A 23,031-nucleotide genomic window follows, 5' to 3' on the forward strand; every position below is an offset into this window, starting at 1 on the left:
GAGGGGTCAGCTGACGGCGCCGTTGACGGTCGACTTGTCGATGGCACCGGCCTCGACGCCCCACTTGGTGAGGATCTGCTTGTAGGTGCCGTCGTCGATCAGCGACTGGATGGCGCCCTGGATGGCCGGGGTGAGCTTGGAGCCCTTGGCCAGGGCGACACCGTAGGGGGCCACGCCGTAGGTCTCGCCGACCTTCTCCAGCTGGCCGTCGGACTGCTTGATCGCGTAGTCGACGACCTGGGAGTCGGCCATCATCGCCTGGTCGCGGCCGGAGACCACGGCGTTGGTGACGTCCGTCTGGAGGTCGAACTTGTCGCCGTCGTTCTGGACGCCCGGCTTGCCCGCCTTGGCGCAGTCCGGGTTGCGGGTGTCCTTGATCTCGTCGGCCTGGGTGGTGCCGGTCTGGACGGCGACCTTCTTGCCGCAGAGGTCCTTGGGGTCGATCTTCTCCGGGTTGCCCTTCTTCACGGCGATGGCGCTGCCGGAGTTGAAGTAGGTGACCATGTCGACGATCTGCTCGCGCTCCTTGTTGTCCGTGAAGGACGACATGCCGAGCTGGAACTTGTTCGACTGGATGCCGGGGATGATCGCGGTGAAGCCGGAGTCCTGGACCTCGGCCTTCAGACCGAGCTTGGTGGCGATGGCGGTGGCCAGGTCGACGTCCATGCCGATGACCTTGCCGCTGTCGTCCTTGAACTCGTCCGGGGCGTACGAGGCGTCCGCGCCCACGACGAGCTTGCCGGCGGACTTGACGTCGTCCGGGACGAGCGCGGCCAGCTTGGGGTCGGCCTTGACCTCGTTGACGGTCGCGGAGGCGTTGGGAGCGCCGCTGCCCTCGCTCTTGCTGCTGCTGCAGCCGGTCAGCACGAGGGAGACGGAGGCGGCGACCACACCGGCCGCGTAGAGGCGGGTGCGCTTGGTACGGGCGGTCATGAGGGGGATCTCCTCCTGGGAGAGAAGGTCGGGCGGAGCGCGCCGCGGGAGCGGCGCACCGGGGGTGCGAGCCGTACGGCGTCGTACGGTGTGCGTCGTACGTCGTCGTACGTGCAAGGCCGGGTTCTGCAGTGCCTGGGCGCTGGGACCGCCCAGGGTTCTACGAGTACTGCTTCCGCCACCCTCCGCCGAGGTGGACGTTGACCGAACCGCCTCGACCAGTGGCCGTCGATCCGAGATGGGGGGAATCCTGCCATCTGATGACGGTCAGGTGGCCCTGATCCAGATCAAAATCGGATAACGAGGGGTCACACCGTCCGCTATTCGGACCTATCCCGGGCCCCTGTCACCCTGCGCATAAGTATGCAGATCCCTCTGTGCTCAGCCCGGAGGCCCGCCGCCCGCCCGCTCAGATGCCCCCGTTGACCACGGCGTTCTGCGCCGCGCCGGCGCTGACGTTCCACTTGGCGAGGATCTTGTCGTACTCGCCGCCGCGGATCAGCTGGTCGACCGCCTTGGCCAGCGCGTCGCGCAGCTCGGTGTCGCTCTTGCGCACCGCGATCCCGTACGGGTTGGAGGTGGACTGCGCGCCGGTCACCTCGAAGCGGTTGCCGCCGTCGGTGGTCTTGGCCGCGTAGGCGGCCACCGGGAAGTCGTTCACCCCGGCCGCGGCCGCGCCGGAGGCGACCTCGGCCAGCGCCTTGGCGTCGCTGTCCAGCTTGTGCGTGGTCAGCTGGCGGCCGGTCCGGGCGCAGACCGCCACCTGGCGGGTGATGATCTCGTCCTGGGTGGTGCCCTGCTGGAGCGCGACGGTCTTGCCGCACAGGTCGTCCAGGGTCTTGATCCCCTTGGGGTTGCCCTTCGGGACGACGATCGAGGTACCGGCGATGAAGTAGTCCACGAAGTCCACGGCGGCGGCGGTCGGCTTGCCGTTCTCGTCCAGGCCCTCGCGGCGCTGGCGGATGTCGCTGAGCGCGGACATCGCCACGTCGTACTGCTTGCCCTGGAGGTTCGGTATCAGCTTGTCGAACGTGGTGTCGACGAACTCGATCCGCACGTCGAGGATCTTGCCGAGGGCGGCGGCCAGCTCCGGGTCGAGGCCGGTCGGCTTGCCGTCCGGGCCGCGGAACTCCACCGGGGCGTAGTTGACGTCCATGCCGATGCGGAGCACCCCGGCCGAGCGCTGCGCCTTCGGCAGCTTGCTGCGGACATCCTTGACCGGGTCGTCCGCGGCGGCCTGCCCGCCGCCTCCGCAACCGGTCAGCAGGAGGGCACCGGCGGTGGCCAGGACGGCGCCGGCCAGGGCCGGACGGCGGAAGGGGAGGGGGTGAGGCATGAGGGAGGCTCCTGTGGGAGGGACGTGCGGTCGCCACGGTGTCGCGGTGGTGTACGCGAAATGGCGGACAAGCGATCCTGCCATCCCGCCCTGCCGGGCCCGGCGGCGGGTGTGTCAGAATGCCGTACCGGGTGACCCCCGGACGCTCGAACCAGACCGCCGAGTCCTGACAGGCCCGGGGTGCCCGGGAACGGAAGTCCTCACGTGACTCCGTATCCGGGGCACCGAATCCCCTCGCGTCTGCGTTCACTCCTGCGGGTGCGCGTGTGCTCACTGCCGTTGCCGCCGCCGGAGCCCGGCGCTTCCGACGCCGGGCCCCTGGGACGCGACAGCGCGGCGATGAACCGCACGTGACGAGGACGAAAAGGCATAGGTGCGATGCCTTCGTCCGACCTAGGCTCGGCCCCGGTAGCACTAACGCGGACAAACACAAGACCCCATAAAACCCTCACCCGAGGGCGCCTCCCGACACAGCGCCCCGACCCCGACCCCGGGTCCGCTTCGGCGTACCCGGTTTCCGGTTTCCGGACGGGTCGTCCCGCCGTCGGCCGTGTGCCCTCGCCAGATCAATGACGAAGAGGTCATCGTGGCAGCGGAGATCATCAGCAGCACCCAGGACACCGACGATCCGGTCGACGCGGTTTTCGCGCTGCACCGCGGCGGCAAGATGGAGATCCGGGCGACCGTCCCGGTGCGTGACGCGGACGACCTGTCCCTCGCCTACACCCCCGGTGTCGCCCGGGTCTGCACGGCCATCGCCGAGCAGCCCGAGCTGGTCAACGACTACACCTGGAAGTCCAACACCGTCGCGGTGGTCACCGACGGCACCGCGGTGCTGGGCCTCGGCGACATCGGCCCGGAGGCCTCGCTGCCCGTGATGGAGGGCAAGGCCATCCTGTTCAAGCAGTTCGGCGGCGTGGACGCGGTGCCGATCGCGCTCGCCTGCACCGGCGTCGACGAGATCGTCGAGACCGTGGTCCGGCTGGCGCCCTCCTTCGGCGGGGTCAACCTGGAGGACATCTCCGCCCCCCGCTGCTTCGAGATCGAGCGCCGCCTCCAGGACGCCCTGGACATCCCGGTCTTCCACGACGACCAGCACGGCACCGCGATCGTCACCACCGCCGCCCTCTGGAACGCGGCCGAGGTCACCGGCCGCGAGATCGGCTCGCTGCGGGCCGTCATCTCCGGCGCCGGCGCGGCCGGCATCGCCATCGCCAAGATGCTGGTGGCCGCCGGCATCGGCGACGTGGCCGTCTGCGACCGCAAGGGCGTGGTGTACGAGGGCCGCGGCGACCTCACCGACGTCAAGGCCGAGATCGCCGCGCGGACCAACCGCTCCGGCCTCAAGGGCTCGCTGGCCGACGCGATGGCCGGCGCCGACGTGTTCATCGGCGTCTCCGGCGGCACCGTGCCGGAGGAGGTCGTCGCGACGATGGCCGAGGGCGCGTTCGTCTTCGCGATGGCCAACCCCAACCCGGAGATCCACCCCGAGGTCGCGCACAAGTACGCGGCGGTCGTGGCCACCGGCCGCAGCGACTTCCCGAACCAGATCAACAACGTGCTGGCCTTCCCCGGCATCTTCGCCGGCGCCCTGCAGGTGCGGGCCAGCCGGATCACCGAAGGCATGAAGCTGGCCGCCGCCAAGGCGCTGGCCGGTGTCGTCGCCGACGAGCTCACGCCGCAGAAGGTCATCCCCTCGCCGTTCGACGAGCGGGTCGCCCCGGCGGTCACCAAGGCCGTCGCCGAGGCCGCCCGGGCCGAGGGCGTGGCCCGGATCTGAACCGGGACACGAACCGGGCCGACGGCCTGAGGAACGGCTGACGGACGGACCGCGGACGGCCGGGGCAGGGACACGCGTCACACTCACGCGTGGTTCCCGGCCCCGGCCGTCGCCGCTATCGTCCGGTTCATGTTTGCTGCCTACGCCGCACGTATCGATGCCGACGACCCGCTCAGCGGACTGGAGTTGGGCGAGCTCCCCGAGCCGCAGGCCCGGCCCGGGTGGAGCGTGGTCACGGTCAAGGCCGCCAGCCTCAACCACCACGACCTGTGGTCGCTGCGGGGCGTGGGCCTGCCCGCCGAGAAGCTGCCGATGATCCTCGGTTGCGACGCCGCCGGTGTCGACGAGGACGGCAACGAGGTGGTCATCCACTCGGTGATCGGGCAGAGCGGCCACGGGGTGGGCCCGGACGAACCGCGGTCCATCCTGACCGAGCGCTACCAGGGCACCTTCGCCCAGCAGGTCGCGGTGCCCACCTGGAACCTGCTGCCCAAGCCCGCGGAGCTCAGCTTCGAGGAGGCCGCCTGTCTGCCCACCGCGTGGCTGACGGCCTACCGGATGCTGTTCACCAACGCCGGGGTCAAGCCCGGTGACACCGTCCTGGTGCAGGGCGCCGGCGGCGGCGTGGCGACCGCGCTGGTCGTCCTCGGCAAGGCGGCCGGCCTGCGGGTCTGGGTCACCGGCCGGGACGAGGCCAAGCGCCGCCGGGCGGTGGAGCTGGGCGCCGACGCGGCCTTCGAGAGCGGCGCCCGGCTGCCCGCGCGGGTCGACGCGGTGATGGAGACGGTCGGCGCCGCGACCTGGTCGCACTCGGTGAAGTCGCTGCGTCCGGGCGGCACCATCGTCATCTCGGGTGCCACCTCTGGACCCAGCCCGCGCGCCGCCGAGCTGAACCGGATCTTCTTCCTGGAGCTCAAGGTGGTCGGCTCGACCATGGGCACCAAGGAGGAGCTGGCCGGGCTGCTCGCGCTGTGCGCCAACACCGGCGTCCGCCCGGTGATCGACTCGGTGCTGCCGCTGAGCGAGGCCCGGGAGGGCTTCGCCCGGCTGGCCAAGGGCGAGGTCTTCGGCAAGATCGTCCTCAACCCCTGACGCCAGGGCCCGTCGGGGCCCGGTGCTCCTCGGGGGAGCACCGGGCCCGGGGTCCTTCGGCCGGGCCGGCGGTCGGCCGGCCGCTCGGCAGTCGGCCGCTCAGCCGCCTCAGCCGCTCAGCCGAGCAGCCGCCTCAGCCGCTCAGCCGAGCAGCCGCCTCAGCCGCTCGCCCGCGGCGCCCAGCACCGCGCGGGCCTCGGCCAGCTTGTCCGCGCTCACCCCGCCGTCCCGGGCCGCGTCGCGGACCTGGTCGCGGAAGCGGTCGAGCAGCCGCTCCAGCTCGCGGGACGGGTCCCCGGCCGGGTCGGTGTGCGTCCATCCGGGCAGGTCGGCGGGGGTGGCGGTCCCGTCCTTGTCCGGGCCGTCCTTGTCCAGGTCGATCCGGGTCACGTCGATCCGCTCGCCCTGCCCGGCGGGCTCGTCCACCGGGTTGCCCCAGCGGGCCGCGTCGGCCAGGCCGGACAGGCCCTTGGTCAGCTCGGCCAGGCCCTCGGCCAGCCCGGTCGGCCAGTCGCCCTTGGCCGCGTGCTCGCGCACCTGCTGCTCGACCCGGCGCTTGATCCGCAGGGCCTCCTGCTGCGCGGCGTTGCGCGAGGCCTTGGCCTGGGCGCGCAGCCGCCGGGCCTCGTCCTCGGCGGCCTTCGCCTTGGCCTTGGCGGCCTTCTCCTGCTCCCGGGCCCGCTTGGCCTGCTCCTTGGCCTGCCGCTTGAACTGCGCGAACTCCTCCTTGGTGCGCTGCCAGGCGTCGTTGTCGCCCCACGGGCCCGACCAGGCGTCGCCGGCGCCGTCGCCCGGGGCGCGGTCGGGCCGGGGGGTCTGCTTGGCGGCCTTCCACAGCTCCTCGCGCAGGTCCTTGGCGCTGTCCCGGACGTCCTCCCGGATCGCCCCGGCGAGCTGCGCCACGGAGTCCAGGATCTCCAGCTCCAGCTCGTCCAACTCGCCCTGCCGGGCTTCGAGTTCGGCGCGACCGGCGTCGGTCAGCCGGTAGACCTTGCGGCCGCCCTCGGTGCTGTGGGCGACCAGGCCCTCCTGCTCCAGCTTGGCCAGCCGCGGGTAGACCGTCCCGGCCGAGGGGGCGTACAGGCCCTGGAACCGCTCCTCCAGCAGGCGGATCACCTCGTAGCCGTGCCGCGGTGCCTCGTCGAGCAGCTTCAGCAGGTAGAGGCGGAGCCGGCCGTGGCCGAAGACGGGGGTCATCTCAGACCTCCTTGGTGAAGTCGGGCTTGCCGGCGGCGGGGAGCTCCTTGGCCGGGCCCTCGTCCTCGGGCTCGGGACGGCTCAGCACGGTCACCGAGCCGGAGACGGTGGTGACGCCGAGGCTGCCGCGGCCCTCGCCGAGCTGGCCGGAGAGCTTCTTGGCGCCCCAGGTGCTGCTCAGCTTGAGCTGCTCGAAGCTGCTGGAGATGTCGCCGCTGGTGGAGCCGGCCTCGACCTTGGCGTCGGTGCGGGAGGGGATCCGGACCACGACCGGGCCGCTGACGGTGCTGACCTTGACGTCGGCCGCGCCGTCGACGTCGAGGTCCAGGGTGACGGCGCCGGTGACGGCGTTCGCCTGGACCCGGTCGGCGGTGCCGGCGACCACCGTGAGCTGCCCGGAGACGGTGTTGACCCGGAGCTGGCCGCCGATCGACTGGGCGTCCACGTCGCCGGTGACGGTGTTGGCGTCGGTGCGCCCGGTCAGTCCGACCAGGGTGGCGTCGCCGTTGGCGCTCTGCACCGAGACGTGCCCGGCCACGCCGGAGACGGTGGCGTCGGCGGAGACGGTGCCGACCTTGACCTCGGCGTCGGCCGGGACGGTGAGGGTGATGCCGACGACCCGCTTGCGCTTGAGGGAGCCGAAGAAGCTCTTGACCGAGCCGACCGACTTGAGCCAGTCGCCGAACTCGCCCCAGCTGTTGAGGTCCTTGTAGGTGACCGTCAGCACGCCGTCCACCAGCGTCACGTGCAGCGGGTCGCCCTGGAGCTCGGTGACCTCCAGGCGGGCCGGGCCCTCGGCGGCCACCACGTTCACGGTGCCCTCGATGACCCGCACGTGCAGGGCGCGGACCGGCTCGTCCACGGTGGTCCTGCCGGGCTCCTCGATCGTCCACTGGCTCATCTCTGCCGCCTCCCGTCGCGGATCGCGATGTATCGCGTTCTCTTTTAAAGACGATATATCGCGTGACGGGAAAATCAAGCGTGCCCGACCCCGGACCCGACCCCGATCCGCCCCCGAGCCTTCCCCTACGGGACACCCGGGCGAGACCGGGCGGAGAGGGCACCGGGACATGCGAGAGGCCCGGGAGGCAACCGCCTCCCGGGCCTCTCGACGGCCGTCACCGGGTCACTCGTCGTCCTCGTCGTCGAGCCGGGCCAGCCAGGTGGCCAGCCGCTCGACCGGGATCTCGAAGTCCGGGTTGAGGTCGACGAACTCGCGCAGGCGCTCGGCCAGCCAGTCGAAGCTGACCTCCTCCTCGCCGCGGCGGTTCGCCAGCTCCTCGATGCCTCGGTCGGTGAAGTACACGGTTCGCTCCGGTCCGATGGGGATTGACCTGGTCAGGATAGACCGGTCAGCTGGCCCGCCAGGTGCTGACGGTGAGCGAGGCGGCGCCGGTGGTCGCGTCCGCCGTGCTGATCGCGGCGATGGCGATGTTCCGGGAGACCCGGTCGCGGATGCAGAGCAGGCGCCCGGGCGCGACCCGGTTGTAGGACAGGTCGGTGTCCGGACGGGAGTCGATCGCGGCGGCGCACTGCTCGGCCGTCACCGTGGAGTCCGTGATCACGGCGAAGTCCGACCGCTCGTCCCCGGAGCTCTCGAACGCGTTGGCCTTCAAGCCGGCGCCGTTGTTGGTGACGCCGAGGCCCCACTTCAGGCCGCTGCTGCTGCGCGGCACCACGGTGCCGTTGACCAGGTCGATCCGGTACGCGTCGGAGGAGTAGTCGGCGGCCGGGATCGAGAGCGCCTTCTTGTCCAGCAGCAGGGTGTAACCGGTCGGCCGGGCCGGGGCCGAGACGGCGCCCGAGGCGGACTGTGAAGGGCCGGCCGTCACCGGCGAGTTGGTGAACGTGCTGCTCGGGCTGGGGGAGGAGGTCTCGGTCGGGGCCGCCGCCGGCTTGGAGGCGGCCGGTCCGCCGGTGGCGGGGGCGGCGTTGGAGGAGTCCTTCTTCTTGTCGTCGTTCAGCTTCTTCATCAGGACCACGCCGCCCGCGGTGCCGCCGACCGCCATCACCAGGGCGACGGTGAGCAGCACCTTCCAGGACACCCCGCCCTTGCGCTTGGGCTCCGGCTCGGGCGCCGGGTCGGAGGTCACCACCGGGCCGGGCGGCGGGGTGTCGAAGGTCGGCGGCTCCTGCCGGAGCTGGACGGTCGGCGGCGAGGGCAGCACCGGGGCGGTCGGCGACTCGGTGGGCGGCTGCGGGGCGCCGTACGAGCCGAGCGGCGGCGGCGTGAAGCCCGGCGGGGGTGCCACGGGCTGCTGCGGCTGCACGGCGGTGGCCGGGTGGGTCGGCGCGACGGCCGGCGGCGGGGGAGTGGCCGGGGCGGCGGGCATCGCGGGCACCGGCGTGGGCGGGGTGGCCGGCGCGGCCGGCAGCGGGGTGGGCGGGGTCTTGGGGAGGTCGGAGCGGCGGGTGATCTCGGTGTTGACCTGGCGCGGCAGCCAGTCGTCGGCGAACCGCAGCTGGCCGCCGACCTCGGGGTGGTTGCGGGCGACCTGGATGATCTCGGCGGGCTTCGGCCGGTCCTCCGGGTTCTTCGCCAGGCAGCGCTGGATCAGCTCGCGCAGGTCCGCCGGGACGGCCGACAGGTCGGCGTCCTCGTGCACCACCCGGTAGAGCACCGCGGTGTCCGGGCCGTCGCCGAAGGGCGCGGTGCCGCCGGCCACGTACGCGGCCAGGGCGCCGAGCGCGAAGACGTCGGTGGCCGGGGTGACCGGGCGGCCCTGGGCCTGCTCGGGGGACATGAAGGCGGGGGAGCCGATCCGGTAGCCGGTGCCGGTCAGCGCGGTGGCGTCGGCGGCCCGGGCGATGCCGAAGTCGATCACCCGAGGGCCGTCCCCGGCGACCAGCACGTTGGCGGGCTTGAGGTCGCGGTGGACCACCTCGACGCTGTGGATCGCCTGCAGGGCCTCGGCGATGCCGCCCATCAGGAGCAGGACGGTGCGCACCGGCAGCGCGCCGTGCTCGCGGACCACCTGCTGCAGGGACGGGCCCGGGACGTAGGCGGTGACCAGCCAGGGGGCGTCGCTGTCCAGGCCGCCGGAGTCGATCACCTGCGCGGTGTAGAGCCCGTGGATCCGCTGGGCGTTGCTGACCTCCTGGGCGAAGCGGCGCCGGAACTCGCCGTCCTCGGCGAACTCGGGGCGCACCACCTTGAGCGCGACCGGGCGCCCGCCCGGGGTGTAGGAGAGGTAGACCCGGCCCATGCCGCCGGCGCCGAGGCGGGCGAACAGCCGGTAGCCGCCCACCTCCTTGGGATCCTCCGGGAGGAGGGGCTGGAAGACCGGCGGGAGCTTCGCGGCGTCCCGAGGCGTGTCGGCGGTCATGTGGTGATCCCCCTGGGAGAGCGGTGAGGTCGTACGGCCGGGGCGGTGGCGGGGCGCGATGACGGGCGCCCGGTGTCCGACCGGCGAGGCATAACCTATCGACCCGTCAGGAGCTCGTGCACGGCGGTTCCGGTTTGGTTGCAGAGCTGGGACCTTGACATGGCGTGACGGTGAAACGGTTCTGCCGGGAAACGACGCGGCCCCCGCCCTCCCGGGTGGGAGGGCGGGGGCCGGTGAGCCCTCGGAGCTTCAGCGCGTCAGCGCGTCAGAGCGAGAAGACCTCTTCGATCAGCGCGCGCTGCTCGGCGGCGTGCCGCTTGGCCGAGCCGACCGCGGGCGACGAAGCCGTCGTGCGGGCGACGCGGCGCAGGCGGGAGCCGCCGGCGCTGCGGCCGATGACGACCTGCAGGTGGTCGACCAGGTTCATCGCGATGAACGGCCAGGCACCCTGGTTGTCCGGCTCCTCCTGCGCCCAGACGAACTGGACGTTCTCGCCGTAGCGGGCCAGCTCCTCCTGGAGCTCGGCCACCGGCAGCGGGTAGAGCCGCTCGACCCGGACGATCGCGGTGTCGGTGACGCCGCGCTCGGTGCGGGCCGCCTCCAGGTCGTAGTAGAACTTGCCGGCGGTGATGACCACCTTGCGGACCTGCGCCGGGTCGACGGTGGTGTCGCCGATGACCGGGCGGAACGAGCCGGACAGGAACTCCTCGGTCGCACTCGCCGCGGCCTTCAGACGCAGCATCGACTTCGGGGTGAAGACGACCAGCGGCTTGTGGTGCGGGTTGTGCGCCTGCCAGCGCAGCAGGTGGAAGTAGTTCGACGGCAGGGTCGGCATGGCGACCGTCATGTTGTTCTGCGCGCACAGCTGGAGGAAGCGCTCCGGGCGGGCGGACGAGTGGTCCGGGCCCTGGCCCTCGTAGCCGTGCGGCAGCAGCAGGGTGACGCCGGAGTGCTGGCCCCACTTCTGCTCGGCGGAGGCGATGTACTCGTCCACCACGGTCTGCGCGCCGTTGACGAAGTCGCCGAACTGCGCCTCCCACATGACCAGCGCGTTCGGGCGGGTCAGCGAGTAGCCGTACTCGAAGCCCATGGCCGCGTACTCCGACAGCAGGCTGTCGTAGACGGTGTAGCGGGCCTGGTCCTCGGTGAGGTACTGCAGCGGGGTGTAGTCCTCGCCGGTCTTGCGGTCGATCAGGACGGCGTGCCGCTGGCCGAAGGTGCCGCGGCGACTGTCCTGGCCGGCTAGGCGGACCGGGTGGCCCTCCATGAGCAGCGAGCCGATGGCGAGGGTCTCGCCCATCGCCCAGTCGATGGTGTTGTCCTCGACCGAGGCGGCGCGGCGCTGCAGCTGCGGCAGCAGGCGCGGGTGGACGGTCAGCCAGTCCGGCAGGTTGACCTGCGAGGCGGCGATCCGCTTGACCATCTCCTGGGAGATGCCGGTCTGGATGGAGACCGGGAAGTCGGCGACCGGCTTGCCGGCGGTGGCGTCGGCCGGCGCCTGGGCCGCGTCGCGGACCTCGGCGAAGACCTTCTCCAGCTGGCCCTGGAAGTCCTGGAGCGCCTGCTCCGCCTCTTCCATGGTGATGTCGCCGCGACCGATCAGGCCCTCGGTGTACAGCTTGCGCACCGAGCGCTTCTTGTCGATCAGGTCGTACATCAGCGGCTGGGTGAACGACGGGTTGTCGGCCTCGTTGTGACCGCGGCGGCGGTAGCAGATGAGGTCGATCACCACGTCCTTGTGGAACTCCTGGCGGAACTCGAAGGCGAGCCGCGCGACGCGGACCACGGCCTCCGGGTCGTCGCCGTTCACGTGGAAGATCGGGGCCTCGATCATCCGGGCCACGTCGGTGCAGTACATCGAGGAGCGCGAGGACGCCGGGGCGGCGGTGAAGCCGACCTGGTTGTTGACCACCAGGTGGATCGTGCCGCCGGTGCGGTAGCCGCGCAGCTGCGACATGTTCAGGGTCTCCGCGACCACGCCCTGGCCGGCGAAGGCCGCGTCGCCGTGGACCTGGATCGGCAGCACCGGGAAGGTGGTGCCGCCCTGGTCCAGGATGTCCTGCTTGGCGCGGACGATGCCCTCGACGACCGGGTCGACCGTCTCCAGGTGGGACGGGTTGGCGGCCAGCGAGACCTTGATGGTCTCGCCGTCCAGGCCGGTGAAGGTGCCCTCGGCGCCCAGGTGGTACTTGACGTCGCCCGAGCCGTGCATCGACTTCGGGTCGAGGTTGCCCTCGAACTCGCCGAAGATCCGGGCGTACGGCTTGCCGACGATGTTGGCCAGCACGTTCAGGCGGCCGCGGTGGGCCATGCCGATGACGGCCTCGTCGAGGCGGTGCTCGGCGGCGGCGTCGATGGTGGCGTCCAGCAGCGGGATGAGCGACTCGCCGCCCTCCAGCGAGAACCGCTTCTGCCCGACGTACTTGGTCTGCAGGAAGGTCTCGAAGGCCTCGGCCGAGTTCAGGCGGCGGAGGATCCGCAGCTGCTCCTCGCGCTCCGGCTTGGTGTACGGCTTCTCCAGGCGCTCCTGCAGCCACTTGCGCTGCTTCGGGTCCTGGATGTGCATGTACTCGATGCCGACGGTGCGGCAGTACGTGTTGCGCAGCAGGCCGAGGATGTCGCGGAGCTTCATCATCTTCTGGCTGCCGAAGCCGCCGACCGCGAACTCGCGCTCCAGGTCCCACAGGGTGAGGCCGTGCTGGACGACGTCCAGGTCGGGGTGCTTGCGCTGCTTGTACTCCAGCGGGTCGGTGTCGGCCATCAGGTGGCCGCGCACGCGGTACGCGTGGATGAGCTCCATGACGCGGGCGGTCTTGTTGACCTCGTCGTCGTGGGTGGTGGCGACGTCCGTGGCCCAGCGGACCGGCTCGTACGGGATCCGCAGCGACTCGAAGATCTCGTCGTAGAAGCCGTTCTGCCCGAGCAGCAGCTGGTGGATCGTGCGCAGGAACTCGCCCGACGCCGCGCCCTGGATGACGCGGTGGTCGTAGGTCGAGGTCAGCGTCATGATCTTGGAGACGCCCAGGCGGGCCAGGGTCTCCGGGGCGGAGCCCTGGAACTCGGCCGGGTACTCCATGGCGCCGACGCCGACGATGGTGCCCTGGTTCTGCATCAGGCGCGGCACGGAGTGCACGGTGCCGATGCCGCCGGGGTTGGTCAGCGAGACCGTGACGCCGGTGAAGTCGTCCATGGTCAGCTTGTTGGCGCGGGCCCGGCGGACGATGTCCTCGTAGGCCTGCCAGAAGCCGAAGAAGTCGAGCGTCTCGGCCTTCTTGATCGCCGCGACGACCAGCTGGCGGTCGCCGTTCGGCTTGACCAGGTCGATCGCCAGGCCGAGGTTGACGTGCTCCGGCTTGACCAGGAAGGCCTTGCCGTCCTCCACCTTGTAGCTGTAGTTCATCCCCGGGGAGGCCTTGATGGCCTGGACCAGGGCGTAGCCGATCAGGTGGGTGAAGGAGACCTTGCCGCCACGGGCGCGCTGCAGGTGGTTGTTGATGACGATGCGGTTGTCGATCAACAGCTTCGCCGGCACGGCGCGGACCGAGGTCGCGGTCGGCACCTCCAGCGAGGCGTCCATGTTGGTGGCGACGGCCTTGGCCGGGCCGCGCAGCTGGATCAGCTCGGGGCCGGCGGCCGGGGCCGGCGCGGCCACGGCCGGGGCGGCGGCCTTCGGGGCCGGGGGCGCGGCGGGCGCGGCGGCGAGCGGGGCGGCAGCCGGAGCCGGAGCGGCCGGAGCGGCCGGTGCGGCGGGGGCGGTCGCGGCCGGAGCAGCAGCGGCGGCGGGCGCGGGGGCAGCGGCAGGGGTCGGCGTGGGGCCGGCCTGGGTCGCGGCCTGGGTCACTGGGGTCACCTCGGTACCGGGCTTGTAGTCGGCGAAAAAGTCCCACCAGGCTCGGTCGACCGAGTTCGGGTCCTGGAGGTACTGCTGGTAGATCTCGTCGACGAGCCACTCATTGGGGCCGAAGCCAGTGGAGCTTGCCGAGCTGTTGGGGGTTTCAGGGGACTGTGGCGACACGGCGGCAACCGCCCTCTTCCGCTTCCTTTTGGGATGTTTGGACAGCGGGGATTAAGGCTACGCCCCTGACCAGTGATCGCGCAGTCCCCGGGGGCCAGGCGTCACCCAGATCACAGTCCTGACCTGCACTTTGGCCGAAAAAGTACGTTAGAAAGCCGCATCTGAGGGGAACCGATCGACCTCGGCGAGGGGCTATATCCGCAGGAAAACGGACAAACCCCCACGGAAATCCTCTAACGATCTTCGTATGCGTCTGTGTCGGATCTGTGACAAATGTCCTGGCCCTCGACCTGGCGCCGCCCGGGCAGCCGGACCTCGATCCGGCAGCCGCTCGGCGACTCGGCCACCGCGATCCGTCCGCCGTGCAGGTCCACGGCCCAGCGGGCGATGGCCAGGCCGAGGCCGGTGCCGCCGTCCGAGCCCGGGCCGGAGGCCGTCGCGGTGCCGCTGCGGCTGAACCGCTCGAAGACCCGGGTGCGGTCGGCCGGCGGGATGCCGGGGCCCTCGTCCTGGACCTCCAGCACCAGTGCGCCGTCCTCGCAGTCGGGCCTGGCGCGCACCGTCACGGTGCCGCCGGGCGGGGAGTGCTTGCAGGCGTTGTCGACCAGGTTGGCGACCACCTGGTGGAGCCGCTCCGGGTCCGCCACGCCGGTCAGGCCGGCCGGGCTGACCTCCAGGGCCAGCCGGACGTCCCCGCGCCGGGAGAAGGCCCCGCCGGCCGTCGCGCCGTCCACGGTGACCCCGCGCAGCACGCCGTCCAGGAACTCGCGCACCTCGAAGGGGCGGGCGTCCAGGTCGACCACGCCGTCGTCGATCTTGGAGAGGTCGAGCAGGTGGGTGACCAGGCGGCCGAGCCGCTCGGTCTGCTCCAGCGCCGCCCCGAGCGTCGCCGGATTGGGCTGGACGACGCCGTCGACCACGTTCTCCAGGACGGCGCGCAGCGCGGCGATCGGCGTGCGCAGCTCGTGCGAGACGTTGGCGACCAGCTCGCGCCGGTGCTGGTCGGCGGCCTCCAGGTCGGCGGCCATCGCGTTGAAGGCGGCCGCCAGTTCGCCGATCTCGTCGCGCGAACTCACCTCGACCCGGCGGCTGTAGTCGCCGGAGGCCATGGTGCGGGCGGCCTCCGTCATCTCGCGCAGCGGGGCGGTCAGCCCGTGCGCGAGGAACTGCATGAACAGCAGTGAGGCGATCATGGAGAAGACCATGATGATCCGGATCTGGGTCTCGGACCGGATCGCCACGACCACCATTCCGGTGGCCAGGAACACGGAGACGATCACGAGCAGGGCGAGTTTGCCCTTGATCGAGCGGACCGGGTCGAGCGGCCGGATGTCGGCCCAGACCCGGCTGGCGGCACGGGCGGCGAGGGTCCGCGGCCGCGTGCCGGCGGAATCCCCGTTGCGTTGCTGTGGAAAGGTCATTGGTCTCTGTGTCCCCGCGTGTCTTCCCCCGCGTGGTGGCACGGCGTCGTCCGGACACGGGCCCCCCGGTGGCCCGTCGCCCGGTGCTCGCCGTCCTAGGAGAGCGGGGCCTCCAGTGCGTACCCGACGCCGTGCACGGTGCGGATCCAGCTGGCGCCGATCTTCCGGCGCAGCGCCTTGACGTGGCTGTCCACGGTGCGGGTGCCGGACGCGTCGGTCCAGTCCCAGACCTCGGCCAGCAGCTGCTCGCGGGTGAGCACCGCGCGCGGCTGGGCGGCCAGGCAGGCGAGCAGGTCGAACTCGGTCGGCGTCAGGTGGACGTCGCCCGAGGCCAGCCGGACCCGGCGCTGCACGTGGTCGATCTCCAGCTCGCCGAAGCGCAGGCTGCCGAGCGCGGGCGTGCGGGCCGCCTGCTGGGCGCGCTCGACGCGGCGCAGCAGCACGTTGACCCGGGCGGCCAGTTCGCGCATCGAGAACGGCTTGGTCATGTAGTCGTCGGCACCGACGCCGAGGCCGACCAGCAGGTCCGTCTCGTCGTCGCGCGCGGTCAGCATCAGTACCGGCACCGGGCGCTGGGCCTGGATCCGGCGGCACACCTCCAGGCCGTCGAAGCCGGGCAGCATGATGTCGAGGACGACGAGGTCCGGCTGCCAGGTGTGGAAGCCGTCGACCGCGCCGGGGCCGTCGTGGGCCACGGCGACCTTGAACCCCTCCGCGCCCAGTCGGGCCGCGATCGACTCGGCGATCGTGGGTTCGTCCTCAACCACCAGCACTCTGCGCTGGCTGCTCACCGCGCCGCCGGCGTTGTGGTTGTCCTGCTGAATTTCTGTCACGGTCACGCCACCGCCCCCAGGGCTGCGGGCCGGCCACCTGTGGGGATGGCGGGGCTCCGCTCGTAGTCTTGTTCCGTCGTGGACTGTGCCGGGTCCGCCGTCCCGTCGCGCGATCGGGAGGCGAGGACGGACTGGTCGGCCGCCCACTTCTCCCGCGCACTTCGCAGCGTACGGACAGCGGATGCTTTCCGGCAGGTGGACCGGACGTTTCCGGCCCGTGGGCCGGCTGTTCGAGCCGCCCGCGGACCCACTGCACGAGTGGGCACGGGCCGATACCTTACCCGGCGAATTTTCACCGCGTAACGGTACGTATGCAGTCCAGTTGACGCCAAGTCGCCGGTCAGAGGCCCTACTGACGCGTTAATGGGAACAAGGTCTGGACCAATTTCAGGAATCCGGCGGTCCGCTACGTCGACGGTCTTCACGGGCTTTTCCCAGGTGCCTCTCAGAACCTCGACGTACCGTGGCCACGACAACATCCGACCGGGCGCGATCCGCGGCGCGCGCCGGTGCCCCGGGCGCCGGGCGGGCCGGTTGGCCGCGGCGTCGAGCGGAGGCGGCATGGCGGGACTGCGGCAGGACGCCGGGGGCCGCGTGCCCGCGGGAGCGCCGTACGGAATGCTCCGGCTCGGGCTGCGCACCGGCGCCGTGCGGTGGCTGCTGGACCGGGTGCCGACGCCCCGGCGCAACCCCTTCACGCTCGGGTACCTCGCCGTCGTGGGCGCCACCACGACCTTCGCCCGGCTCGCCGACCCGGAACTCGTGCAGCGGTTGCAGGAGGCCTCCAGCTCCGACGGGCACAACCTGCTGCAGCACCCCGTGCGGGCCCTGGTCCTGAGTGGTTTCTGGGTGGCCGGTGAAGTCTGGATGCCCTACCTGTGGGGATTCGCCTTCACCCTCGCACCGCTGGAGCGCAGGGTCGGGCCGGCCCGGGCGGCGGCGGTCTTCGCGATCGGCCACGTCACGGCCACCCTGCTCTCCCAGGGCGTGGTGGTCGTCGCGGTGGAGACCGGGCGGATGGCGCCCGAGGTCATGGACCACCTGGACATCGGGGTCAGCTACGGCGTGCTCGCCTGTCTGGGCGCGGTGGCCGGGCTGCTCTCCTGGCGCGGGCGGCTGGTCGCCCTGGGCGGCGCCGGGCTGATGATCGCCGAACAGATCGCCTCCGACCGGGACGTGGTCACCGCCGTGGGGCACCCGGCGGCGGTGCTCACCGGGGTGGCGCTGTGGCGCTGGCTGCGCCGGGCCGAGCGGCGCCCGCCCCGGCCGCGTCCGGCCGCGGCGCCGGCCGGCGGTGCCGCGCCCGCGCGCGGCGGGGCGCACGTGCGGACCGCGCGCTGAGGAATTCCGGGGGTGCGCCGGGTGCTGTCCCGGTGCCGTCCGGTCTGTTCTCCGTGCCCTTTTGACGGCCGCCCCGCGGCCCGCCCGCGGGGCCTTCCCGGCCGGATCGTGTTCGCTCACGGCGAACCAGGTGCCGGGAACAACCGGCGCCCGCCGAGCCTTAGTCAGGTCGACTCAACTTCACTGACTGGGGAGAGATCATGGCATCGACGTCCACACCGCTCACCCTGCCCGTGCTGCCGCTCGACGACGAGGTCGTCCTGCCGGGCATGGTCGTCCCGCTGGACCTGAAGGACACCGAGGTACGCGCCGCCGTCGAGGCCGCCCGGGCCGCGGACACCGGCGGCAAGCCGCAGGTCCTGCTGGTCCCGCGGGTGGACGGCTCGTACGCGGCGGCCGGCACGCTGGCCGTCGTGGAGCAGGTCGGCCGGCTGGCCGACGGCCCGAACGCCGACGGGCAGCCGGTCGCGCTGGTGCGCGCCGTCCGCCGGCTCCGGATCGGCGTCGGCACCACCGGCCCCGGCGCCGCCCTCTGGGTGGAGACCACGCCCTTCCGGGAGTCCTCGGTGGGCACCCCGGTGGCCGGCCGGGCCGCCGAGCTGGTCAAGGAGTACAAGGCGCTCTCCACCCAGTGGCTGCGCCGGCGCGGCGCCTGGCAGATCGTCGACCGGGTCGCGCAGATCGAGGGCGTCGGCGAGCTCGCCGACAACATCGGCTACGCGCCCTTCGTCACCGCCGAGCAGAAGCTCAAGGTGCTGCTGGAGGCCGACCAGGTCGCCCGGCTGGAGTACGCGCTGACCCTGCTGCGCGACCACCTCGCCGAGGAGGAGGTCAACGACACCATCCGCAAGGACGTCGAGGAGGGCGTGGCCAAGCAGCAGAAGGAGTTCCTGCTCCGCCGCCAGCTGGAGGCCGTCCGCAAGGAGCTGGCCGAGCTGAACGGCGAGGCGGCCGACGAGGAGGGCGACTACCGCGCCCGGGTCGAGGCCGCCGACCTCCCCGAGAAGGTCCGCGAGGCGGCGCTCAAGGAGGTCGACAAGCTGGAGCGCTCCTCCGACCAGTCGCCCGAGGGCTCCTGGATCCGCACCTGGCTGGACACCGTCCTGGAGCTGCCCTGGAACGAGCGCACCGAGGACGCGTACGACATCGCCGGTGCCCGCGCGGTGCTGGACGCCGACCACGCCGGCCTGACCGACGTGAAGGAGCGCATCGTCGAGTACCTGGCCGTCCGCAAGCGGCGGTCCGACCAGGGGCTCGGCCTGATCGGCGGGCGCCGAGGGGGCGCGGTGCTGGCCCTGGTCGGGCCGCCCGGGGTCGGCAAGACCTCGCTCGGTGAGAGCGTGGCCCACGCCATGGGCCGCAAGTTCGTCCGGGTCGCGCTCGGCGGCATCCGGGACGAGGCCGAGATCCGCGGCCACCGGCGCACCTACGTCGGCGCGCTGCCCGGCCGTCTGGTGCGGGCGATCAAGGAGGCCGGCTCGATGAACCCGGTCGTCCTGCTCGACGAGATCGACAAGGTCGGCTCCGACTACCGGGGGGACCCGGCCGCCGCCCTGCTGGAGGTGCTGGACCCGGCGCAGAACCACACCTTCCGGGACCACTACCTGGAGGTCGAGCTCGACCTCTCCGACGTCGTCTTCCTCGCCACCGCCAACGTGCTGGAGTCCATCCCCGAGCCGCTGCTCGACCGGATGGAGCTGGTCCGGCTGGACGGCTACACCGAGGACGAGAAGGTCGTCATCGCCCGCGACCACCTGCTCCCGCGCCAGCTGGAGAAGGCCGGCCTCGGCGGTGAGCAGGTCAGCGTGGACGAGTCGGCGCTGCGCCGGCTCGCCGGGGAGTACACCCGGGAGGCGGGCGTCCGGAACCTGGAGCGCTCGATCGCCCGGGTGCTGCGCAAGATCGCCGCGCAGGCCGAGCTGGGCGAGCGCGAGCTGCCCGCCGCGGTCGGCGCCCAGGACCTGCGCGCGCTGATCGGCCGGCCGCACCACGTGCCGGAGGCCGCCCAGGAGCCGGCCGAGCGCCGCACCGCCGTCCCCGGCGTGGCCACCGGCCTCGCGGTGACCGGCGCCGGCGGCGACGTCCTCTACATCGAGGCCTCGCTCGCCGACGCCGAGACCGGCGGCACCGGGCTGACCCTCACCGGGCAGCTGGGCGACGTGATGAAGGAGTCCGCGCACATCGCGCTCTCCTACCTGCGCTCGCGCGGCGCCGAGCTGGAGCTGCCGGTCACCTCGCTGCGCGACCGCGGCGTGCACCTGCACGTCCCGGCCGGGGCCGTCCCCAAGGACGGGCCGAGCGCCGGCATCACCATGACCACGGCGCTGGCCTCGCTGCTCTCCGGCCGCAAGGTGCGCACCGACGTGGCGATGACCGGCGAGGTGTCGCTCACCGGGCGGGTGCTGCCGATCGGCGGGGTGAAGCAGAAGCTGCTCGCCGCCGACCGGGCCGGGGTCACCACGGTGATCATCCCCAAGCGCAACGAGGCCGACCTGGACGACGTCCCGGCCGCGGTGCTGGAGCGGCTCACCGTCCACCCGGTCGCGGACGTCCGCGAGGTGCTGGAGCTGGCGCTGGAGCCGGCCGAGGTGCTGGCCGTCGCGGCCTGACCGGCGCCGCCCGGCCGTCGGCCCCCCGGTTCTCCGGTCCGGGGGGCCGACGGCATCCCCGCGTGCGAGACTGCGGAGATGCCGTCCCCCACGCAGCGCGCGCTGGCCCGGGTGCCGGACCGGCTGCGCCCCTTCCTGGTGCGGCACCGCCGGCTGGTGAAGTTCCTGCTGGTCGGGAGCGGCTGCTTCGTGCTCACCACGGTGATCAACCTCGAACTCAAGTTCACCGTGCTGCAGCACAAGCCGGTGGTCGCCCTCACCGTCGCGACCGTGATCGCCACCGTCGTCTCGTACGTGCTGAACCGCCGCTGGGCCTTCCGGTCCGGCGGCCGGCAGCGTGAGGTCCTGCTGTTCTTCCTGGTCAGCGCGGTGGCGATCGGCGTCAACGACGTACCGCTGGTGATCTCCCGGTACGTCCTGGACCTGCGCGAGCCGTTCGTCAGCCCCTTCGCCCAGGAGGCCGCGGACTTCCTCAGCGGCATGGTCGTCGGCACCTTCGTCGCGATGCTGTTCCGCTTCTGGGCGATGCAGCGGTGGGTCTTCACCCGGCTCGCCGACCGCCCCGGCGCCGAGCCCGCCCTGGTCCGCACGACGGCCCCGGAACCCGGTTACGCTGCACCCGAAATGCGGCGGGATGTGCCGTAGCAGCCGTAGCAAAGGGGCGAGGTGAGCCTGATGCGCGAGCCGGACGGCGTCCGGACCGGGCCCGCCAGCCAGCAGGGCATGCGCCGGGCCAACCTGGCCCTGGTGCTCGGGGTGATCGCGAGCGGACCGCGCTCGCGCGCCGAGGTGGCCGCCGAGACCGGACTGACCAGGGCCGCGGTCTCCTCCCTCACCGAACAGCTGATCGCCGGCGGCCTGGTGGTCGAGGCGGGCCCCGCCACGCCCAGCGGCAAGGTCGGCCGCCCCGGCACCGCGCTCGGACTCAACCCGCTCGGCCCCGGCGGCCTCGGCGCCGAGATCGGCGTCCGGCACCTGGGCGCCTGCGTGGTCGACCTGCGCGGGGAGGTCCGGGCGGTACGGCGCCGCGAGGTCGCCAACCACGGCCGGGAGCCCGCCGCCGTCATGGCCGACCTCGCCGCGCTGCTGCGCGCGGCCGTCGCCGAGGCCGGCCTGCGCCCGGCCGGGCTCACCCTGGCCGTGCCCGGGCTGGTCGACACCTCCGGCGCCCTGCTGCGGCGGGCCGCCAACCTGGACTGGCAGGACGTCCCGCTGGCCGCCGAACTGCGCGCCGCGCTGCGCCCGGCCGCGGACGGCCTGGCCGAACTGCCCGTCGAGGCCGACAACGAGGCCAACCTCGGCGGACTGGCCGAGCGCTGGCTGGGCGACGGGCCGGAGGACTTCCTCTACGTCTCGGCCGAGGCCGGGGTCGGCGCGGCGATCGTGGTCGGCGGACGCCTGCTGCGCGGCGCGCGCGGCTACGCGGGCGAGTTCGGCCACGTGCCGGTCCACCCGGGCGGACCCCGCTGCGCCTGCGGCGCCCACGGCTGCCTGGAGCGGTACGCGGGCGACGCGGCGGTGCTGCGGGCGGCCGGGCTGGCCGGCGCCCGGGGCGACTGGGTGCCGCTGCTCGCCGAGCGCGCCGCGGCCGGCCAGGAGTCGGCCCGCGCCGCCCTGGCCGGGGCCGGCTCGGCGCTCGGCATCGCGGCCGCCGGAGCCGTCAACCTGCTGGACCCGGCCGAGGTGGTCCTGGGTGGCGGCTACGCCCGGCTGGCGCCCTGGCTGCTCCCCGCGATGCGCGCCGAACTGACCGCCCGGGTGACCGTCCGGCCGTGGTCGGAGGACCGGCTGACCGTCTCCCGGCTGGGCCGTCGCGGCCCGCTGCTGGGAGCCGCGGTGAGCGTGGTGCGGGCCATCGTCGCCGACCCGGCCCCGCTCGCGGGCGGCTGACCGGCCCGTGCGTGCCGTACCGCCCGTACGGGCCGCCCCACCCGTGCGTGCCGCCCCGGGACGCGCCGAGCCCCCGGCCGGTGGGGCCGGGGGCTCGGGGGCAGAGGGGGAGCGGGATCAGGCCGCGACGGCCACGGGCTCGCGCTCCTCGGTGCGGGTCCCGCGGACGACGCCCAGGAAGGCGACGCCGATGCCGATCAGCGCCCAGACGACCAGCACCAGGATCGGCATCCCCAGGTTGGTGGAGCCGAAGTAGGCGATCGACTTGGTGGCGGCGGTGCCGGCGCCGTTCGGGATCACCGAGCCGATGGCCCGCCAGAACGGCGGCATCATCGGCGCCGGGTAGACCCCGCCCGCGCTCGGGTTGCCCAGGACGACGAAGACCAGCACCGCGAGGCCGATGCCGATGATCCCGAACAGGCACTGCAGCGCCATGGTGAACGCGCCGACCGAGAAGACCACCAGGGCCCCGATGGCGGTGAGCGAGAGGATCGAGCCCGGCAGGGCGTCCAGCACCGGCCCGGCGATGATCGTGCCGCCGAGGCCGGCCGCGACCGAGTAGAGCGCCAGGACACCCAGCCGGATCAGCAGGCGGTGGGCGTTGGCCGGCTTGGAGCCGGCGCTGATGCCGAGGATCGAGGCGACCAGGTAGCCGCCGACGCACCAGCCGATGACCAGGTAGAAGGAGGAGAGGCCGTTGGTGTCGCCCTTGGCGAGCGGCAGGACGTCCTCGACCTTGACCGTACGGCCCTGGCTCCTGTCGATCGCGGTGGTGATGGTCTCGGCGGCCTTGGCGGCGGACGGGCCGCGGGCGCCGCCGACCAGCAGGGTGTCCTCGGTGCCGGTCGGGTTCACGACCCAGGCGGCGTAGATCTTCTGGTCCTTGATCTGCGCGGTCGCGGTCTCGGCGTCCGGCGCGGTGACGGCCTTGACGGCGTCGTTCGGGACCGCCTCCAGCGCCCCGACCAGCTTGGGGGCGACCTGCGGCGGGGCGACCACCGCGATGGAGAGGTTCTGCGGGGCCGGCTTGTGCAGCGCCCCGATGTAGGAGGTGATGAACCCGAGCTGGAGCAGCAGCACCCCGATCACGAGCAGTGCCGCGCGCGGGGTGACCGCGCTCTTCAGTTCGGCGACGAAACCCTGCCCCGGGGCTGCCATCCACATCTCCTTGCGTATCGGGGAAAAACGGATCTTCCAGAACCGATACTTCATACCATGAAGTAGTTGGCTTGTCGCACCTCCCGCGCCGCGGGCGGCC

The 23,031-nt window shown here is 72.6% G+C and carries 16 protein-coding genes; 6 read left to right on the forward strand and 10 right to left on the reverse strand.

Annotation, left to right across the window (positions count from 1 at the left end; genetic code table 11):
• Positions 1-6: 6 nt before the first annotated feature.
• Together IE332_RS11515 and IE332_RS11520 are read right to left on the reverse strand one after the other, a co-directional pair.
• Entirely contained in the window at positions 7-933 is a 927-nt protein-coding gene (locus IE332_RS11515; protein WP_189915685.1) for an ABC transporter substrate-binding protein, read from the reverse strand.
• 409 nt (positions 934-1,342) lie between these two features.
• Positions 1,343-2,269 carry an ABC transporter substrate-binding protein gene (locus IE332_RS11520; RefSeq protein ID WP_189915686.1) on the reverse strand — a complete coding sequence of 309 codons (927 nt, stop codon included), beginning with the start codon at positions 2,267-2,269 and terminating at the stop codon, positions 1,343-1,345.
• Between the two features lie 586 nt (positions 2,270-2,855).
• Between IE332_RS11520 and IE332_RS11525 the strand changes: the two genes are divergently transcribed.
• Together IE332_RS11525 and IE332_RS11530 are read left to right on the forward strand one after the other, a co-directional pair.
• Positions 2,856-4,049, forward strand: coding sequence for an NAD(P)-dependent malic enzyme (locus tag IE332_RS11525; protein WP_189915687.1), 1,194 nt, complete (start codon positions 2,856-2,858; stop codon positions 4,047-4,049).
• A gap of 129 nt (positions 4,050-4,178) precedes the next feature.
• Positions 4,179-5,141: a zinc-binding dehydrogenase gene (locus IE332_RS11530; protein WP_189915688.1), complete on the forward strand. Its 963-nt coding sequence runs from the start codon at positions 4,179-4,181 to the stop codon at positions 5,139-5,141.
• Between the two features lie 141 nt (positions 5,142-5,282).
• On the opposite strand, the gene IE332_RS11535 is transcribed toward IE332_RS11530, so the two are convergent.
• The 7 genes from IE332_RS11535 to IE332_RS11565 all read right to left on the reverse strand — a co-directional run bounded on the left by IE332_RS11535 (position 5,283) and on the right by IE332_RS11565 (position 15,933).
• Positions 5,283-6,338: a PadR family transcriptional regulator gene (locus IE332_RS11535; protein ID WP_189915689.1), complete on the reverse strand. Its 1,056-nt coding sequence runs from the start codon at positions 6,336-6,338 to the stop codon at positions 5,283-5,285.
• 1 nt (position 6,339) lies between these two features.
• Positions 6,340-7,239 (reverse strand): DUF4097 family beta strand repeat-containing protein, encoded by a 900-nt coding sequence (locus IE332_RS11540; protein WP_189915690.1) that lies wholly within the window; start codon positions 7,237-7,239, stop codon positions 6,340-6,342.
• Between the two features lie 225 nt (positions 7,240-7,464).
• A complete protein-coding gene (locus tag IE332_RS11545; RefSeq protein WP_189915691.1) occupies positions 7,465-7,644 on the reverse strand; it encodes a DUF6104 family protein in 180 nt (59 codons plus the stop codon).
• A gap of 46 nt (positions 7,645-7,690) precedes the next feature.
• A complete protein-coding gene (locus IE332_RS11550) occupies positions 7,691-9,664 on the reverse strand; it encodes a serine/threonine-protein kinase (RefSeq protein WP_189915692.1) in 1,974 nt (657 codons plus the stop codon).
• Positions 9,665-9,929: 265 nt separating this feature from the next.
• Positions 9,930-13,679: a multifunctional oxoglutarate decarboxylase/oxoglutarate dehydrogenase thiamine pyrophosphate-binding subunit/dihydrolipoyllysine-residue succinyltransferase subunit gene (locus IE332_RS11555; protein WP_189915693.1), complete on the reverse strand. Its 3,750-nt coding sequence runs from the start codon at positions 13,677-13,679 to the stop codon at positions 9,930-9,932.
• A 233-nt stretch (positions 13,680-13,912) separates the two neighbouring features.
• The gene (locus IE332_RS11560; RefSeq protein ID WP_189915694.1) at positions 13,913-15,100 is read right to left on the reverse strand and encodes a sensor histidine kinase; all 1,188 of its coding nucleotides are present in this window, start codon (positions 15,098-15,100) and stop codon (positions 13,913-13,915) included.
• A 95-nt stretch (positions 15,101-15,195) separates the two neighbouring features.
• Positions 15,196-15,933, reverse strand: coding sequence for a response regulator transcription factor (locus IE332_RS11565; RefSeq protein WP_189915695.1), 738 nt, complete (start codon positions 15,931-15,933; stop codon positions 15,196-15,198).
• A gap of 561 nt (positions 15,934-16,494) precedes the next feature.
• Here IE332_RS11565 and IE332_RS11570 point away from each other — a divergent pair.
• From IE332_RS11570 to IE332_RS11585, 4 genes are all read left to right on the forward strand, one after another.
• Complete coding sequence (locus tag IE332_RS11570) at positions 16,495-17,274, forward strand: rhomboid-like protein (protein ID WP_189915696.1); 780 nt, start codon at positions 16,495-16,497, stop codon at positions 17,272-17,274.
• A gap of 200 nt (positions 17,275-17,474) precedes the next feature.
• Entirely contained in the window at positions 17,475-19,883 is a 2,409-nt protein-coding gene (gene lon, locus IE332_RS11575) for an endopeptidase La (protein WP_189915697.1), read from the forward strand.
• Positions 19,884-19,961: 78 nt separating this feature from the next.
• A complete protein-coding gene (locus tag IE332_RS11580; protein ID WP_189915698.1) occupies positions 19,962-20,528 on the forward strand; it encodes a GtrA family protein in 567 nt (188 codons plus the stop codon).
• A 30-nt stretch (positions 20,529-20,558) separates the two neighbouring features.
• Positions 20,559-21,773, forward strand: a complete 1,215-nt coding sequence (locus IE332_RS11585) for an ROK family protein (protein WP_189915699.1) — start codon at positions 20,559-20,561, stop codon at positions 21,771-21,773.
• A 117-nt stretch (positions 21,774-21,890) separates the two neighbouring features.
• Here the strand turns inward: IE332_RS11585 and IE332_RS11590 are convergent, their stop codons facing one another.
• Positions 21,891-22,931, reverse strand: a complete 1,041-nt coding sequence (locus IE332_RS11590; RefSeq protein WP_229928520.1) for an ABC transporter permease — start codon at positions 22,929-22,931, stop codon at positions 21,891-21,893.
• Positions 22,932-23,031: the final 100 nt, after the last annotated feature.

The organism is Kitasatospora xanthocidica, from assembly GCF_014656195.1.
GTDB classification, from domain to species: domain Bacteria; phylum Actinomycetota; class Actinomycetes; order Streptomycetales; family Streptomycetaceae; genus Kitasatospora; species Kitasatospora xanthocidica.